At 47.4% G+C, this 16,099-nt stretch carries 13 protein-coding genes; 8 read left to right on the forward strand and 5 right to left on the reverse strand.

The window, feature by feature from the left end; translation table 11 throughout:
- Window positions 1-59: 59 nt before the first annotated feature.
- The 5 genes from QUB35_RS03795 (at window position 60) to QUB35_RS03815 (ending at window position 7,177) form a co-directional block, all read left to right on the forward strand.
- A complete protein-coding gene (locus QUB35_RS03795; protein WP_333139518.1) occupies window positions 60-1,133 on the forward strand; it encodes a hypothetical protein in 1,074 nt (357 codons plus the stop codon).
- Entirely contained in the window at window positions 1,106-1,453 is a 348-nt protein-coding gene (locus QUB35_RS03800) for a penicillin acylase family protein (RefSeq protein WP_333139520.1), read from the forward strand. The genes QUB35_RS03795 and QUB35_RS03800 overlap by 28 nt, the downstream gene beginning before the upstream one ends.
- A 966-nt stretch (window positions 1,454-2,419) precedes the next feature.
- Complete coding sequence (locus QUB35_RS03805) at window positions 2,420-5,188, forward strand: TonB-dependent receptor domain-containing protein (protein ID WP_333139522.1); 2,769 nt, start codon at window positions 2,420-2,422, stop codon at window positions 5,186-5,188.
- A 383-nt stretch (window positions 5,189-5,571) separates the two neighbouring features.
- On the forward strand, window positions 5,572-6,753 hold the full coding sequence (locus QUB35_RS03810) for a PepSY-associated TM helix domain-containing protein (RefSeq protein ID WP_333139524.1): 1,182 nt from the start codon (window positions 5,572-5,574) through the stop codon (window positions 6,751-6,753).
- 259 nt (window positions 6,754-7,012) lie between these two features.
- Complete coding sequence (locus tag QUB35_RS03815) at window positions 7,013-7,177, forward strand: hypothetical protein (RefSeq protein WP_333139526.1); 165 nt, start codon at window positions 7,013-7,015, stop codon at window positions 7,175-7,177.
- 671 nt (window positions 7,178-7,848) lie between these two features.
- Here QUB35_RS03815 and QUB35_RS03820 read toward each other — a convergent pair.
- The 3 genes from QUB35_RS03820 to QUB35_RS03830 all read right to left on the reverse strand — a co-directional run bounded on the left by QUB35_RS03820 (window position 7,849) and on the right by QUB35_RS03830 (window position 10,866).
- Window positions 7,849-8,283 (reverse strand): hypothetical protein, encoded by a 435-nt coding sequence (locus tag QUB35_RS03820; protein ID WP_333139528.1) that lies wholly within the window; start codon window positions 8,281-8,283, stop codon window positions 7,849-7,851.
- Window positions 8,284-8,313: 30 nt separating this feature from the next.
- Window positions 8,314-9,279, reverse strand: coding sequence for an RluA family pseudouridine synthase (locus tag QUB35_RS03825; protein ID WP_333139530.1), 966 nt, complete (start codon window positions 9,277-9,279; stop codon window positions 8,314-8,316).
- Window positions 9,280-9,417: 138 nt separating this feature from the next.
- Window positions 9,418-10,866 (reverse strand): RecQ family ATP-dependent DNA helicase, encoded by a 1,449-nt coding sequence (locus QUB35_RS03830; protein WP_333139532.1) that lies wholly within the window; start codon window positions 10,864-10,866, stop codon window positions 9,418-9,420.
- Between the two features lie 169 nt (window positions 10,867-11,035).
- On the opposite strand from QUB35_RS03830, the gene QUB35_RS03835 reads away from it, so the two are divergent.
- Window positions 11,036-11,866, forward strand: coding sequence for a phytanoyl-CoA dioxygenase family protein (locus tag QUB35_RS03835; RefSeq protein WP_333139534.1), 831 nt, complete (start codon window positions 11,036-11,038; stop codon window positions 11,864-11,866).
- A gap of 286 nt (window positions 11,867-12,152) precedes the next feature.
- Here QUB35_RS03835 and QUB35_RS03840 read toward each other — a convergent pair whose 3' ends face one another.
- The gene (locus tag QUB35_RS03840) at window positions 12,153-12,536 is read right to left on the reverse strand and encodes a hypothetical protein (protein WP_333052219.1); all 384 of its coding nucleotides are present in this window, start codon (window positions 12,534-12,536) and stop codon (window positions 12,153-12,155) included.
- Between the two features lie 34 nt (window positions 12,537-12,570).
- Between QUB35_RS03840 and QUB35_RS03845 the strand changes: the two genes are divergently transcribed.
- Window positions 12,571-12,738, forward strand: coding sequence for a hypothetical protein (locus tag QUB35_RS03845; protein WP_333139536.1), 168 nt, complete (start codon window positions 12,571-12,573; stop codon window positions 12,736-12,738).
- A gap of 280 nt (window positions 12,739-13,018) precedes the next feature.
- Window positions 13,019-13,573, forward strand: coding sequence for a M23 family metallopeptidase (locus tag QUB35_RS03850; RefSeq protein ID WP_333139623.1), 555 nt, complete (start codon window positions 13,019-13,021; stop codon window positions 13,571-13,573).
- Window positions 13,574-13,833: 260 nt separating this feature from the next.
- Here QUB35_RS03850 and ftsH read toward each other — a convergent pair whose 3' ends face one another.
- On the reverse strand, window positions 13,834-15,768 hold the full coding sequence (gene ftsH / locus QUB35_RS03855) for an ATP-dependent zinc metalloprotease FtsH (protein ID WP_333139537.1): 1,935 nt from the start codon (window positions 15,766-15,768) through the stop codon (window positions 13,834-13,836).
- Window positions 15,769-16,099 lie beyond the last annotated feature (331 nt).

The following is a 16,099-nucleotide window of genomic DNA, read 5'->3' on the forward strand; positions in this document are numbered from 1 at the left end:
CACCGTCCAAGGAATAGCAAAATTAAAAGTTGAATTTTTTGTGAATTATGAATTTGGGAATGTCGTCAGCAATATTAAGTAAACTTCCGCGAGTTGGACTCGCTCTCTTACTTGGTTCCAACTTGGGAATGGCTTTGTTGTTTGCCAACCCTCACAGCGCAATGGCAGGAGTAATTACTTTACCCGATGGCGGACGTTGCGAGGGAGAATTGAGTGAGGGAAAACTCAGCGGTTCCGGCATCTGTCAATATGCCAACGGCGATCGCTACGAAGGCCAATTTATCAACGGCAAACCTCACGGTCAAGGCATCTATACCTTTAAAGAAGAAGGTCGATACCAAGGAGAATTTGCCTTGGGTGAATTCAACGGTAAAGGTGTCCGCGAATTTGCTAACGGCAACCGCTACGAAGGTACTTTTAAAAACGGTGAGTTCGACGGTACAGGCACTTTTACCTCAACTAACGGCATTCGTTACGAAGGCTCTTTTACTAATGGTTCTCCCAGCGGCCGAGGGGCTTTTACCTTCAGTAATGGTACTCGTTGCGAAGGAGATATTAAAGAAGGAAAAGTTAACGGCAAAGGGGTCTGTCAATATGCTAATAAGAACCGCTACGAAGGAGAGTTGCTGAATAACTTGCCTCACGGGCCGGGAATTTATACCTTTGCTGAAGGAGGCCGTTATGAGGGGCAATTTAGTGAAGGGCAATTTCACGGTAAAGGGGTTCGCGAATATCCGAACGGCAACCGCTATGAAGGAGAGTTTGTGAAGGGCAACACTCAAGGTCAGGGGTTGTTTACTTTTAAAGAAGGGGGACGTTATCAAGGGCCGTTTGACAATGGAGAATTTAGTGGTGAAGGTGTCCGTGAGTTCGCCAATGGAAATAGCTATAAAGGCACTTTTGTCAAGGGTAAGATGAGCGGGAAAGGAGTTTACGTTTTTAAGAATGGCGATCGCTGCGAAGGCGAATTTAGCGATGGTCAGTTCAACGGTAAAGGTACCTGCATTTACGCCAATGGCGATCGCTATCAAGGTGAATTCCTCAACGGGCAAAAACACGGGCAAGGTTCTTATCTATATGCAGATGGAACGAAGGTAGAGGGAAATTGGCAACAGGGACAGCTCCAAAAATAACCTTAGTCTTCCGATTGCCTGGGGAGGCGAATTTGGCTGCAAATGAAGCTGACGGTGCTTTGGGTGTATTTCGCTCAGTATGGTTCGCTCCAGGGAAAGACGATCGCTTTCAAGCGGTTGCGGGCGATTCTTTTGTCGCTGCGATTGAGTTCTCTCTTCCGGTGAAAGCGATGGCGCTAAACAGTTACGGCAACGCCACTCCACCTGGTTCGCCCCACGCCGGCGATCGGTGGCAGCTCTTTGCTCGTAAGGAATTGCGCCCTGTATGGCGATCGCGATCGGAAATTGAAGCTCACCTGAGTTCGCGCCAGAAACTATAGCAGAAGGAACAAGGAAGAAGGAAGAAGGAAGAAGTTAAAAAGGCGTTGCATAATTGCGGGATGATTTTGATTGTTTTGTGAGATGGGCCCATGAGCCCGAAGGCGTGTATTTTCACAGCAGGCGGGACGCCTAACCCCTACTCCCCACAAGAATCATCCTCAAATTGTGCAACGCCAATAAATCTTGTTTGCAGTACGCCAACCAGTTGGGTCAAATTCTTTCCACATAGACTTTCTGTGAACAGTTGTCGGGCGTTACGAGTCTCTCATCAGCGCGTTTGAGTCTTCAATCCGGGTATGAGCGCTTGTTTTCACGTTTTGTTGTCGGGCTGTTCGGCTGCAGGCTCCGGGGCGATTTCAGTCCCAGCCAGCTTCGATATCAGCTTCAGGGGCTTTACGGCTATCGACTTTAAGCATATTAGGCTAGATGACATTAATTATCAAGAGTTTTTCAGCCAATTTGTTGACTGTTATCGTTTCCTATATGATGATCTTTCCTAACTTTTGCCCTAGCATTTTAGGCGATCGTTTGTCTGATCCTGACCATAAACCATAATAGGCAAGTGGTGTGTAACTAGAGTAAGGGGTAACACCCCCCTATCCGTAAAATGCAAAAAGTTTTCATTAGTTAACTCTTGACAGATGCAAGTGCTCTGTTATCTAATTAAGGCACTTTCTCATTAAGCGCCCAGCGATTACTTCCTTTAACCGAGTCCGGTGCCAACCGTGGTCGATCGTCCAGAGCGCCACCGGAATGAGGCTTTCGCCCTCACGCGCCTCCTGTATTCCCAGACAAATGCCACTAGCGACGGGAGAATCGGATCGAACTGCGCCCGACAACTGGGCCGGATCTTGGGCAGGTCAGTTTCAAGAGACACAGAAGAGCAGCAACGCTGCCACAAATCATGTTGTGCAAGCAACGCAAACCACATATCCGAAGTTCCATTAATTGTTGATTCAAGAGTAATGAACAGATCGCAGAAATTATTAAATAGCCTTGGGCTGGCAGGAGTCGTGTCGGCGTTAGTCGCTGGGCCCGCGTGCGCTTCCAACATCGCGCAGGTGACGGGCGTTCGCCTCAACCCCACGTCAGAAGGCATTGAAATCATCCTAGACACTGAAGATGGAAGACCCCTGCAAGTCTTCAGCGCCAGCTTTGGCGAAACTTTACAAGTTGATGTCATCACCGCTCAACTGCGACTACCGGGGGGAAATGAGTTTCGTCAAGACAAGCCTGCTGCCGGAATTGCTTCTGTCACCGTTACTCCTTTAGATAACAACAGCATCCGAATCAAAGTCGTTGGCGAGAGGGGTCAACCAGTGGCACGGGTGATTCCTAACGCTGCAGGTCTGATTCTGGGCTTAAAACCCACCTCGGAGATGACTGCTCGCCCGTCTGCACCTGCTCCTACAACACAGGCACCAGGTACGCCCGGAGAACCCTTGCCGCCGACAGGGCAGTCGGTAGAGATACCCGCAGAACCCTTACCGCCTACAGCGCAGCCACCTGGGACACCAGGAGAACCCTTACCGCCTACAGCGCAGCCACCTGGGACGCCCGGAGAACCCTTGCCGCCGACAGCGCAGCCACCTGGGACACCCGGAGAACCCTTGCCGCCGACAGCGCAGCCACCTGGCACGCCACAGGTGGGGAGATCCCCGATTGAAATCGTCGTCACTGCAACACGAACCTCACAAAGAGTGACGAACGTGCCACGCTCTATAACGGTGGTAGACTCAGAAGAAATTCAGCGGGACACAGGGCCATCGAGAAATGTCGGGGAAGCTCTGGCAAATCAGGTTCCCGGTTTTGCGCCGCCCACTCAAACTACGACCACTTATGGACAAACTTTGCGGGGTCGCGACGTTTCCGTTCTGATTGACGGCGTGCCACAAACGACCAATCTTCAATCTTTTGGCAGAGAATTCAGAAACATCGATCCCAGCGCGATCGAGCGTGTTGAAGTAGTGCGGGGGTCTACCGCAATCTACGGCGCTCAGGCTACAGGTGGCGTGATTAATATTATTACTCGTCGCCCAACTGAGGAAAGGCTAACTGCTGTTACTGAAGTGGGCGTCAGTAGCCCTTTAACAAACACAAGAGATGCTTTAGGCTTTAACGCTCAGCAGACGATTTCTGGCCGAAGTGGCAATTTCGATATGACCGGCACTGTCTCGCTCTCTAGAAGTGGAGCTTTTTACGATGCCAAAGGCGATCGCATTCCCTTGTTTGAAATCGGCGGAGATAGCAGCACGCTCTTCAACGTCATGGGCAAAGTCGGGGTAGATTTGGACACCAACCAGCGGCTGCAACTAACGGTCAATCACTATCGCGAAACCCAAGATCCTAATGTGATCCCAGACGTTAGCGTTGACGACCAGGAAGGACGGCAAAAAGCCCGCGCCATCCGAACCGGAGATTTGGATATTGACGGGGAAACACCGGGAAATAAAAGTACACAGATCAACCTAAGTTACACCAACCAAAACCTTTTTGGCAGCACCCTTCAAAGTCAAATCTACTATCGAACGAATTCCAATGTAGGTGTTCCTTCAGATTACCGCACGTCCGACTTCTTTGGGCCGTTTGTCGGTGTTACTCGTTCGCGAGCCGAGAACGAACAGATAGGAGGTAGACTGGCGATCACCACTCCTTTATCCCGTGCCGAAAATCTTCGATTAACTTGGGGTTCTGACTATATTACTGAAGATAGCAGACAGCGTTTCGACCTGTACGACCCGGAGAGATTTGACGCAAGTGGCCGCCGGGTTTACCGGAAAATCTCCGAGCGTCCTTTCGTCCCTCCTTACACTTTCAACAGCCTTGGCTTTTTCGGTCAAATGGAATGGAATATTGACGATATCGTCATTTTAAGTGGTGGGATACGTCACGAACGCCTCGGGTTAAACGTCAATGATTATACGACTTTTAATGAGCGCCAGATCGAAGGAGGCGATCGCAAATTTAACGCCACCCTATTTAATACAGGGGCTGTCTATAAAATTAATGACACCTTCAACATATTTGGCAACTTTTCTCAAGGTTTCTCAGTTCCAGATTTCGGCCGCATCCTCCGCCAACCCCCCGATGATTTTGTCGGAATTGAATCTTCGTTAGAAGTAACTCAACCGCAAAAAGTCAACAGCTACGAAATTGGCATTCGAGGAGGGTGGCAATCCGTGCAAATGTCGCTTGCCGCTTTTTACAATACCTCGGATCTAGGAGTCCGTTTTGAACCAGTTGGCAACACAGGCCGCCTGGAACTACAGCGCGCCCCAGAACGCATTTACGGCTTAGAAGGAACTGTGGATTGGCAACCTGGACGAACATGGTCGATCGGTGGGACTGCTACTTATATTCAAGGCGAATATGAGGATGACAACCGTTACATCGCCATCGATAGCAGCCGAATTCCACCGCTCAAGCTAACAGCTTATGTTCAAAACGAAACTTTGCCGGGATGGAACAATCGGTTACAGTTATTATATTCTGGAAATCGCGATCAAGCCTTCAAAGACGGCTCGGATGGCGGCCCGATTAGCAGCTATCTCACACTGGATTACGTCAGCGCGGTTAAAATTGGATCGGGGCTGCTACAAGTCAAAGTCGAGAATTTATTGAATAATCAATATTTTCCTGTGCTGTCGCAATACTCCGCTGGATTTGGATTGGACAGCTCTAATTATGCAGGGAGAGGTTTGACTCTCAGTGTTAATTACCGCCTTAACTGGTAATTACAGCAGATTGCAGGTTTATGAGGTAGATTCAATATCCCCGTAGGGACACTCCAAGAACCCATTGGTGTCAATTTAAGCTGTTATATCATTTCCGGTTACACCGGAATGATGTTGACTGTTGACGGTTGACTGTTCACTGTCAACAGCCAACCGTCAACAGTGAACTCGAATTTACTATTCCGATGCTAACGGATTTGATATTAGTCTGCCAGTCCTCGCGCCCACCCGCTAGTCCGCCAGGGGTTGAAACCCCTGTCTAATAGCTAAAGTCCTCTCAAGAGGACTAATGAGTCGAAAAGTGTTTTTCTCAGTCCTCATAGCGAGGACTTTAGCTTTGAGACAGGGAATGAATTCCCTGTCGGACTATCGGTTTTACCTTAATGAGAACAGTTAACGGCTTCGAGGAAAATTTCGAGATGAAGTTCCGCAAACTCGCATTCAAACTCCACTTGTATTTGGGGTTGGTAGTAGGAATATTTCTAGCAGCAATTGCTTTAACCGGCAGCTTACTGGTTTTTAGTCCCGAAATCGAGCGGTTCTTCAATCCCCAACTCCTGCAAGTAATTCCTCAAGTCGAACGGATACCGCTGGAAAATGTCCTGCAAATTGTCGAAAAAGCTTATCCGCAAAATCAAGCTCTTAGTATCTTGCTGCCGCGATCAGCGAAGGAAGTTTGCCAAGTTTCGATGCTGTCAAAGAGTGAGGAAATAGTTAACGTTTATGTCAATCCTTACAGCGGAGAAATTAAGGGCGCGCGCCTTAAGAAAGAAACTTTTACAGGTTTTATTTTTACGTTACACGCGGAATTAGCGGCAGGAGAATTCGGTCATCTTGTTGTAGGCATTTGCGGTCTAGTAATGCTAGGACTAACTTTTACTGGCTTGGTATTGTGGACTGGTTGGCGCAATTTGGGTCGCGGATTTTCTATTAATTGGAAAGCTCACTGGCAGCGGACTGTATTTGATTTACATAACGTTTCTGGCATTGTCTCGGTCGCTTTTCTCATACTCATCTCCGCTACAGGGACAGCGATAATTTTTTACGCGCCCGTTGAATCGACTCTGTATTGGCTAACGAATGAAAAGCCACACCCAGCCTTGACTTCTCATCTCCACTCTAGCAGTTCGAGGCAAAATATTGATGAAATATTACACCAAGTTAATACCGTTTGGCCGGAAGCTACAACCACTTTTATTTCTCTGCCTTTGACGCCTGAAGCAATTTTTAAAGTACGTAAAAAATTTCCCAACGAGCCGCACCCAAACGGGGTTAGCACCATTTATATAGACCAATACAGTGGCGAAATATTGCAGGCTGACAGTGTAAATTCAGCTTCTGTAGCAAATCGAATTCTCAACTCACTTTATCCGCTACATATTGGCAGCTATGGCGGAATTTACTTGCGGTTGGTACACGCGATCGCAGGATTAGCAGCGTTTGTACTGTTTGTTACGGGTGTCCTGATGTGGCGGCAGCGGCATTTGGCGAAATTTTACCGCAAGGAGGCGAGACAGCAATATGAAGAATTATCTCCACTTAGCCAGCAATGGCCTTGGTTTTAATGAGAGCGGCGTGGGATTTTATGCGGGTGTCAATCGATTTTAGATTTTAGATTTTAGATTTTAGATTAAAGAATTGAAGCATTGACTTGCGCGAGATAAATTCGGGGGGCAAGTTTCATCGGATACAGGTTTTTTATTTCTGGATCCTGAGTCTGCTTTCGGAATGAATCACGTGGCGGGTATCCTGGATGCTTTCGGTCATTATCCTGCCTAAAAACCCCTATCCTCGGAATTTTAAATCCTATTAATCGCCTATTTCATGCAAAAATTTATTCAACTCTGGCTCGGACAAGCTGCTTCGATGATTGGCAGCGCTATTTCCGCGTTTGCGCTGACTATTTGGATTTGGGAGTCCACCAGTCAAGCGACGGCTTTGGCTTTGTTAAAAGTTATGAACAAGGTGATACATCAATTAGGAAAGTAGCCGCCAGATTTGATGTAAGTAAAGGGTTTTTCTTCACGGGGTGACAACGCCCTCAAAACGTCCGTCTCATCAGGGACATAGCCCTCAAGCCCTCTGAAAAAATGGTAGCTTGTTCCGTCTTATTGCCATTAATTACTCAATCATTTTTTCACAACATTCTATTTCTATTACCCAAGAATGACCATACAATCCCATCCAAAAAATACTATGTCGGCGTATAGTTCGCGGTTCTTCTTTGATGCGCCCCACATATTTTTGAATACCCATTTTTTTAGTTGTCTTGGGAAACAATTTTGGTAAAATGGAGGTGACATTGCATATATAGCAATCCTAAATGATTCAGATACATTTGTAGGGGTAGTGCTACCCCTACTCCCCGTGCCTACCCCCTATCTATCGGGCAACCACGGGGGGATTGCCCCTACAATAATTATGCAAATGATTTAGGATTGCATATAGATAGGGTTACTTATAAAATTGACCCCATCTTTTTTTACCATAAATCGGTCTAACCTTTGTTAGCTATGGGTCAAGACGGGGTTGTCACCCCCTGAACTATTTGCGTTCATCTGCGTTCATCTGCGGTTTCCCTCTTACATCAAAGATTTAGGCAAGAAGTTTAATGAAAAAAAAGGAAGGGGAAAAAAGGTTTATAGTAAGGAGTTTAGTCATTAAAAAGGTACAGGATCAGGTTCTGACGGTAAGAGGCTTACGCCAGTATAAGCTGATTGGAGTCGATCAAAAATGTATTCAAAAGCTTCTTCAAAGTGTCTGGGTTCATCAATGAGAATCTTGAATTCGTGACCCCAAGGATAAACCGTGAGAATGAAATTGTCAATAACTTTGTTAACACTCAAAGATATTTCGACTGTTTCGCGATCGCCATTTTCGGGATTTTCGGGATTTTCGCAAACATTGATCGCACCATCAAAATACAGTATGCCATTGTCATCAAATTTATGATTTTGGTTTTGAATCGGGCATTCCAAATAATCGCTCATTTGCTTGATAAAAATTTCACTAAAATCCTGACAAGCTTCGCAGGATTTGCGGTATGCTTGCCGGGATGCGGCGTAAGCTTTGCAAAGTTCCTCAAATTTAGACATAGAAATTACCAGTGTTAACTGCCCAAAATATCAAATATTAGCCCGCAACCGCAATATTTTCAACAAAGTGTTGAATTGATCGGGCAAAGGGGCGATCGCCTCTATTAATTCTCCTGTTACGGGATGCTGCAAAGTCAGCCGCCATGCGTGGAGGGCTTGTCCGGTTAAATTGACGCCGATGGAACGGTTGGAACTGTACATCGGGTCGCCAACAATCGGATGTTTTATTTCCGCTGTATGCACGCGAATTTGATGGGTGCGGCCGGTTTCTAATTGATAGTGCATTAAGCAATAGTTGCCGATTCTTTCTTTAATTGTCCAGTGAGTAACTGCGGGGCGACCGCCTTTTTCTACTGGTACTACCGCCATTTTTTTGCGGTCTGTGGGATGCCGCCCGATGGGTAGGTCTATTGTGCCTGTTTCGGTATTGGGAGCACCGTAAACTATGCCTAAATATTCGCGGCGGGCGGTTTTAGTTTTGAGTTGGGCTTGCAGATGTTGGTGAGCAATGTCGGTTTTGGCGATCGCGATCGCGCCTGTTGTATCTTTGTCTAATCTGTGTACGATTCCCGGCCGCTGAACTCCGCCTATTTCTGCTAGGGGACAGTGGGCTAAGAGAGCGTTGACTAATGTACCGTCTGCGTGTCCGGCGGCTGGGTGGACGACTAATCCGGCTGGTTTGTTGATGATAATTAGGCTGTCATCTTCGTAGAGGATGTCGAGGGGAATTGCTTCGGCCTGCAACTTTGTGGGCTGGGCTTCAGGTAATGTGAGGTGGATGCGATCGCCCGTTTTTACTGATATTTTTTTCGAGGTGCAGGTTTCGTCGTTGACTTTGACGTTACCTTGTGATATGAGGCTTTGGATTCGCGATCGGGATAAGTCCGGTATCTGGTTTGACAGCCAAATATCTAATCGCTGATTGACATTACTGCGATCGAATTCCTCTGTATTTTCTACTGTGTAAATATGTGCCGCAGTGTCTGTTTCTATCATTTACTTTCTTTGGTAATCGGTAATCGCTAATTTAAAATCGATCGATTTGTATGCACTACATATCCTGTAGGGGCGGGTTTCACCCATAATAATTGCCTAAAACCTATAATCTCGTAAACCCGCCCCCACGAACTGGTTTCACCGACAATTATCGCAGTGGCCGCACTGCATAGATTTCGCCTCATTTGCAAACCCAAAAGCTTGCAGCAAAAATTGCCACCTGCACTGCCGATGTTTCAAATATTTTACCATTTCCTCAGCGGCGGTAAAATTTGATTTTTCCGCTTTTTGCTGTGCGGATTTGTCGATCGCATAATTAAAAGGATCTTGCCATGTTAATTGTCCGCTGCTGTGGAGAATCGAAAGGGCGATCGTGCTTTCAGGAAATTCGCGGGAAACTGCTTCTATATCCCCTTTAACTGGCAGTTTTTGGGCTAATTGCTGAGCTTCTCGGTATTGCGATCGCAATTTATCTTGAAAAAATTCCTTTCTTTGTTTATCTTCGGGATAAAGCAAACCCGTCGGTTCGCTAATCAATGTCAGGGCGATCGCAGATTTGCCGTCGCGTCCGCCTCTACCAATTTCCTGAATGTATTCCGATAATAGCAAAGGTGCTTGATAATGAACAACCCACCGGACATCGGGCTTGTTAATTCCCATCCCGAATGCTGAGGTACAAGTTACGAATTTTAGCTCATTGTTCAGCCAAGCGTTTTCTATTTTTCGCCGTGATTCGGGACTTAAACCTGCATGATATGCTGCTGTTTCATAACCTGCTGCTTCCAACAAATCCGCCAAGCTTTCGCTATCTTTTCTCGTGCGGACATAGACTAAACCTGCTTGTTTTGGTCGAGCTTTAATAAAATTTAATAACTGCTGCTTGCGTCCTCTCGGCGTCCAGACTGTTTGCACTTGCAGGTGCAGATTAGAACGGTAGGGACTTAGCAAAAATGCTTCGGGTTGTTGCAGTTGCAAGACATTTTTGATTGTCTGCTGTGCTTCCGGGTTGGCGGTAGCGGTAAAAGCTGCGATCGCAATTTTACTATTTGCTGGTTTAGCTTTCAACAAAGCCGATCGCACTGTTCCCAAACGGCGGTAAGCTGGTCGAAAAGTATCACCCCACTGCACTAAACAGTGAGCTTCATCTAATATTAAACCGTTGATTTGGATTTGTGGCTGACTGATAATTTCCCAAACAGGTTTGCTGAGTAATGTTTCGGGAGATAGGTACAGCAATCTTAATTTATTTTGTTGCAGCGACTGCATAGTTTGTCGGCGCTGCGCTGTTGGCAATTGACTGTGGAGGAGGGAAGCGGGCAGATTGCGATCGCGCAATTCTTGCACTTGATTTTCCATCAAGGCGACTAACGGCGAAACTACCAAAGTTAAGCCTGTTTGTAACAAAGCTGGCAGTTGAAAGCAGATTGATTTGCCACCACCTGTCGGCATAATTATAATGGTATCTTTTCCGGCTAATAAACTGCCGACAATTTCTCCTTGCGGTGGTCGAAAGTCGTCGTATCCCCAGATTTTTTTGAAGGCGGCGCGGGCTTGATTTAATGATGTTGGTTCTGGTTGGTATTTCATTTGATTTATCCCCAAATCAGACGTAATGTGAGCAGTGCGTGCCCTACATAATTAAATTTTGTGTAAGTCCTGATGTACCAATAAACCGGGTAGCTGGTTTCATAGTATGCAAGTATCGAGCAGAATAAGTGTTAATTTAATAACAGTTAATAATTTTACTTTTTTAAGTATGAACGCAAGCACGTTAAGCGAAGTTTTCAGCTATCGGCAAAAGACTTGTGATCTTTTCGATACAGCGGGGGCCGTAGATGCGGTGCGCGAAGAGGGTTTTGCGCTGATTCCCGGTGTACTCAGTCCGTCGGAAGTGGCGCAAACAAAGGAAGCACTCGATCGCCTGCAACCCTTCGGACTCGATGGTAGCAGTTGGAGTGAATTGAACCAGCATTTTAAGTGCGTATTTAATCGCGATCGCCTGTGGCTTTCCTATGTCGATCGACCGGGTATAATTGAATTAGCCGAAGCATTAATGGGCAGCGATTGCCATATTATCGGCATGACTGCGTGGAAAAGCGGGCCCGGTTATGATGGTTGGCGCGTCCACGTCGATCAGGTGTTTGTACCCCTGCCCGAAAGCGTGTTTGCCGTTAGCGGAGCCCTCGAAGAGGATCGCACTTTTCAACTACCAGTATGGATTTGTACAGCCCATTTCTATCTCAGCGACATCGCAGAAGACCTCTGTCCTACCTACATTATTCCTGGTAGTCACAAATCTGGTCGAAAACCAGAACGCGGGGAAGAAACTTGGAACGGACACTCCCCAGAACCAGTTTTGTGCAAAGCAGGAGATGTGTTATTTTTCCGCAGTGAAATTTGGCACTCCGGCGGCAAAAATACGACAACAGATGGAACTCGCTACTTACTGCAAGTGCATTATTCCCACCGCAACATCGCGCAGAAATTTTCGCCTTGGCCGTGGCAGTTTAACCCCGAAATTATCGCTACCGCTACTGAACGGCAACTGCGGCTTTTAGGCAAACATCCTGAGTCAAATTACGGTTAAAATACATGGCTAATTTTGTTTGATTACCTGTATAGCAAGCCTTAGAAGAAATGTGAACACCATCTATTCTCTTCTATTCCTTTCTCTTTTCTTCTCTTTCTCTGTGTCCTCTGCGCCCTCTGCGGTTCATAAAAAAAAATATCTGTCACAAATCCATTAACATTATAAGGTCAAAGTTATTTGAGACTTGGAGTTTTGGATTTGAGATTATCATCCATTCTAGAGAATGGTAAATCTCCGAATATCTTGAGCAATCCAAAATCCAAAATCCAAAATCCAAAATCCCCTAAGACTCCTCGCCGTCTCGGCGGCCGAGCTCGTACACGCCGCCACCAATACAGGCGATCGTACCCATAGATACCGCCCAACCAGTACCCAGAGAAAATTCTACGCCCCAATTGCACAATCCGCCCACAATCAAAAAGGGCACAATGCTCAACAGCGAAGCGTAAAACGCATTTTGGGCTTCTCTGGCTTGGCGGGTTCTTTCAAACTCGGCTTCCGAGGTGTAGAGGGATCTCTCAGCAAAATTCATCCAGCGGTTGAGTTGCAGGATTACCCATTCTGTGAGGGGCGACAGGCCCCAGTACAGGGCCAAAGACCACAAGGACGCACCGGCGATCGCAGTTGCGTCTATGGCAAAACTAAAGGGAAAAATTTCAGTAAGCATTGCTTGAATGTTTGTGATGAATTTGAGATTTTGGATGTTATCCAAAATCCCCGAACTTAACTATAGTGTCAAGCAAAAGCTCGATCGAATTCAACCGCAGCACGAATTAGTCGGCCAATTTTTTTTATTACCCCTGGGCATTTACCCGGAAGCCTTGACACGGGTTTTGGATGGAGTAAGATACACGTTGTTGATAAACTGATTCGCGATCGCGGGTAGAGCTCAAAGCCAATCTTGCAGCGAATTGGCATAACTTACATCTTGCACCTCAGAAACGGGCAAGATGCCCGTTCCACAAACAATGATTTTTTTGTGGGTTGGGCCGGAAAGCCCGCCCCTGAAAGCTTTATTGACAAGGGTGCAAGATGTGAGCCTAACAGACAACGCACACTCGCACACACATTTAACTTTGAGCCGTGAAAAAAATCCTGCAAGACTCTAGAGGCCCGCTGACGGCAAAACGCTTTTTTCGTCTCAGACAGATGCTGCTGCTGGCACTTTCGATCGGCATTGTGTTGATTAGCCCTTATTTGCAGCAGCAGGTGGTCAAAGCTCAGTCAGGCTTACCAAGCAGAGTAGCGACGGGTAATTTGTGGCAAGAAGCTTCTTTTCCAGTCGAAAACTTTGAAACATACACTTCCCCCTTCGGCCCCCGTGGCGGGGATTTTCATTACGGTTTGGACTTGGCCGCCCCGGAAGGCAGCTATATCCGCAATTGGTGGGGCGGGCAAGTTGTGGAAGTTTGGGAAGATGGCCGATGCGGCACTGGTATGGTGGTGCGATCGGGAAATTGGGAACACATCTACTGTCACCTTAGAGGCCGAGTGCTAACGGCTAACGGCGGGCGTTATTATACCGATCGCGAAGGTACTTTGCAAATTTGGCAAGGTCAAACAGTGCCTGCGGGTGCGAGAATTGCCAGAGTTGGGATGACCGGCCGCACGAGTGGGCCTCACTTGCACTGGGGATTGAAGTACGGCGGCCGCTGGGTAGACCCGGCTTTGGTACTCCGGGAAATGTACTCCCAACAATCTTAATTTGTCAGTTGTCAGTTGACAGTTGACAGTTGTCAGTTGACAGTTCTTACCAATAATAAATTGTCCGGTTAAACGTCATTGCGACCGTAGAGAAGCAATCGCAGAAACATTGCGATTGCTTCGTTTCACTCCCTGCGGACATATCGTAAGTGATTAGGCGGACATGATATAACTAATGACCACTGACCACTGCCAACTGCCAACTGCCAACTGCCAACTGCCAACTGCCAACTGCCAACTGCCAACTGCCAACTGACTCTTTACGTTGGGGCTAACTCTTTTTTTGTCAACTCGGTGTACCGAGCTACAATTTGGCGGAATTCGTCGCCGTCGATCGTTTCTTCATCCAACAGCGCTTCGACAAGTTTGTCTACCAAAGCGCGGTTTTCGCGGATAATTCGGCGAGCTTCTTCGTAGCACTCAAAGGCAATTTCCCGGACTTGGCGATCGATCTTGATTGCCATGTCTTCGGAATACTCACTTCGGGAATTCCAGTTCTGCCCCAAAAACACCTCATTGTTCTGACTTTCAAAAGCCACAGGCCCCAAATCCGACATTCCATAAAGCGTTACCATCTTCCTAGCGAGGCTGGTGACTTGTTTGATATCCTCGCTGGCACCGAGAGTTACTTCGGCAGCGCCGTAAATTTCAGCCTCCGCCGCCCTTCCCCCCAAAGCTACTGTAATCCGGCTTAACAGCCAAGCCCGACTCATCAAACCTTCGCTGTCGATCATTTCGTCGTCGTACACATAGCTAACAAAGCCTGCGATGCCGCCGGAACGGGGGATAATCGTCACTTTATCTATTGGATCAGTATTTTTGAGCATCGTCCCGACTAGGGCGTGTCCGATTTCGTGGTATGCTACCATCCACTTTTTCTTGCTGTCCAGCAGCGGGTTGAGGGTAAGCCCGATCGTGATCCGGTCGATCGCGTCGTGAACTTCTAAGTTACTAATCGTGTCTTTGCGACGCCTCGCAGTGAGAATAGCTGCTTCGTTGAGCAAGTTTGCCAAGTCGGCGCCGGAAAAGCCGGGAGTGCGGCGGGCGATCGTCTCTAGGGCAACTTCTGGGTCGAGTTTTTTGTTGCGCGCGTGAACTTGCAAAATCCCCAAACGCCCTTTGTAACTGGGTAAATCTACCGTTACTTGTCGATCGAACCTGCCGGGCCGCAGCAGGGCGGTATCGAGCACGTCGGGCCGGTTAGTAGCTGCAATCACAATCACGCCGCTGTTACCCTCAAAGCCGTCCATTTCTGTCAGCAACTGGTTGAGAGTTTGTTCGCGTTCGTCGTTGCCGCCGCCGATACCAGCGCCGCGCTGCCTTCCTACGGCGTCTATTTCGTCGATGAAGACGATGCAGGGCGAATTTTCTTTAGCTTTCTTGAACAAGTCGCGGACGCGGGAGGCGCCAACTCCGACAAACATTTCGACAAATTCGGAACCGGAGATGCTGAAGAAGGGGACGGCTGCTTCGCCTGCGATGGCTTTTGCCAGCATTGTTTTGCCGGTTCCCGGAGGCCCGATTAACAGAACTCCTCTGGGAATTTTGGCGCCGATGGCGTTGAAGCGTTCGGGTTTTTTGAGGAAGGTTACGACTTCTTGCAGTTCTTCTTTAGCTTCTTCGATGCCTGCTACGTCGTCGAACATCACGCCGGTTTTGGCTTCCATTTGGAAACGAGCTCTGGATTTGCCGAAGTTCATGGCATTTCCTTGAGATTGGGTCGATCGGCGCAGGATTGCCATCAGCACTGCCAACACTGCAAAAATCACTAGCAAGTTTACTACTAAACTGACTGCGGCGGCGTTGTCGGCTGTTTGTTTGACTTCAAAGTCAATTTTTTTGGCGCGGATTTGGGAGTACAGTTCTCGGTTGTTGTAATCGAACAGACTAACTGATTGGGTTAGATCGCTTTTTTGATTTTTTAGCCTAACCTTGGCAGTTTTTTGAGTTTCGTCTACTTCGATTTTACTGACTTGCCCTTTTTCTATGTTGTCGATCAGTTGGCTGTAACTCATGGTGTTTGGCGCGCTGTCGGCAAACACCGGGGTCGAGAGCAATATTCCTTGAGAAATCACCAAACTGCCCAGGATGCGCCAAAGATTCCGTCCTGGAATTGATTTTTTAGGATTCTGGCTCGACTTGTCTTTGTTTACAGCTAGATGCCCCAGCCATGCGTGTTTCCAAGAATTTTTCATATTGCTTTGCCCAAGGTTGAAGACTGCCAAGATTGACCGCTTGTGGTTTGCTACGTTCATTTATTTTAACAAGATGGCGGGTGTTGAATGGGTTTATCTCTCGCGGGCATCTTAAGATGCCCCTCAAGAGGGGGGGTTTTGAATCCACGGCTTCCTCAAGAAACCGGGTTTTTTACGTAATCTGCGGGCTATAACCAAGGATTTTGCTCAAAAAACCCGGTTTCTTGGCCCCCTTCACTGAACTTACCCACGCATCCTCAAGAAACCGGGTTTTTTACGTAATCTGCGGGCTATAACCAAGGATTTTGCTCAAAAAACCCGGTTTCTTGGC

The organism is Microcoleus sp. B13-B6, from assembly GCF_036705405.1.
GTDB lineage: Bacteria > Cyanobacteriota > Cyanobacteriia > Cyanobacteriales > Microcoleaceae > Microcoleus.

What these genes read in the sequence shown, in the direction of transcription:
- QUB35_RS03825 (WP_333139530.1), bottom strand. Translation starts at nt 9,279, where the DNA reads ATGATAGAAACAGACACTGCGGCACATATTTACACAGTAGAAAATACA.
- ftsH (WP_333139537.1), bottom strand. Translation starts at nt 15,768, where the DNA reads ATGAAAAATTCTTGGAAACACGCATGGCTGGGGCATCTAGCTGTAAAC.
- QUB35_RS03845 (WP_333139536.1), top strand. Translation starts at nt 12,571, where the DNA reads ATGTTATCCAAAATCCCCGAACTTAACTATAGTGTCAAGCAAAAGCTC.
- QUB35_RS03830 (WP_333139532.1), bottom strand. Translation starts at nt 10,866, where the DNA reads ATGAAATACCAACCAGAACCAACATCATTAAATCAAGCCCGCGCCGCC.
- QUB35_RS03805 (WP_333139522.1), top strand. Translation starts at nt 2,420, where the DNA reads ATGAACAGATCGCAGAAATTATTAAATAGCCTTGGGCTGGCAGGAGTC.
- QUB35_RS03795 (WP_333139518.1), top strand. Translation starts at nt 60, where the DNA reads ATGTCGTCAGCAATATTAAGTAAACTTCCGCGAGTTGGACTCGCTCTC.
- QUB35_RS03810 (WP_333139524.1), top strand. Translation starts at nt 5,572, where the DNA reads ATGAGAACAGTTAACGGCTTCGAGGAAAATTTCGAGATGAAGTTCCGC.
- QUB35_RS03840 (WP_333052219.1), bottom strand. Translation starts at nt 12,536, where the DNA reads ATGCTTACTGAAATTTTTCCCTTTAGTTTTGCCATAGACGCAACTGCG.
- QUB35_RS03850 (WP_333139623.1), top strand. Translation starts at nt 13,019, where the DNA reads ATGCTGCTGCTGGCACTTTCGATCGGCATTGTGTTGATTAGCCCTTAT.
- QUB35_RS03835 (WP_333139534.1), top strand. Translation starts at nt 11,036, where the DNA reads ATGAACGCAAGCACGTTAAGCGAAGTTTTCAGCTATCGGCAAAAGACT.
- QUB35_RS03815 (WP_333139526.1), top strand. Translation starts at nt 7,013, where the DNA reads ATGCAAAAATTTATTCAACTCTGGCTCGGACAAGCTGCTTCGATGATT.
- QUB35_RS03820 (WP_333139528.1), bottom strand. Translation starts at nt 8,283, where the DNA reads ATGTCTAAATTTGAGGAACTTTGCAAAGCTTACGCCGCATCCCGGCAA.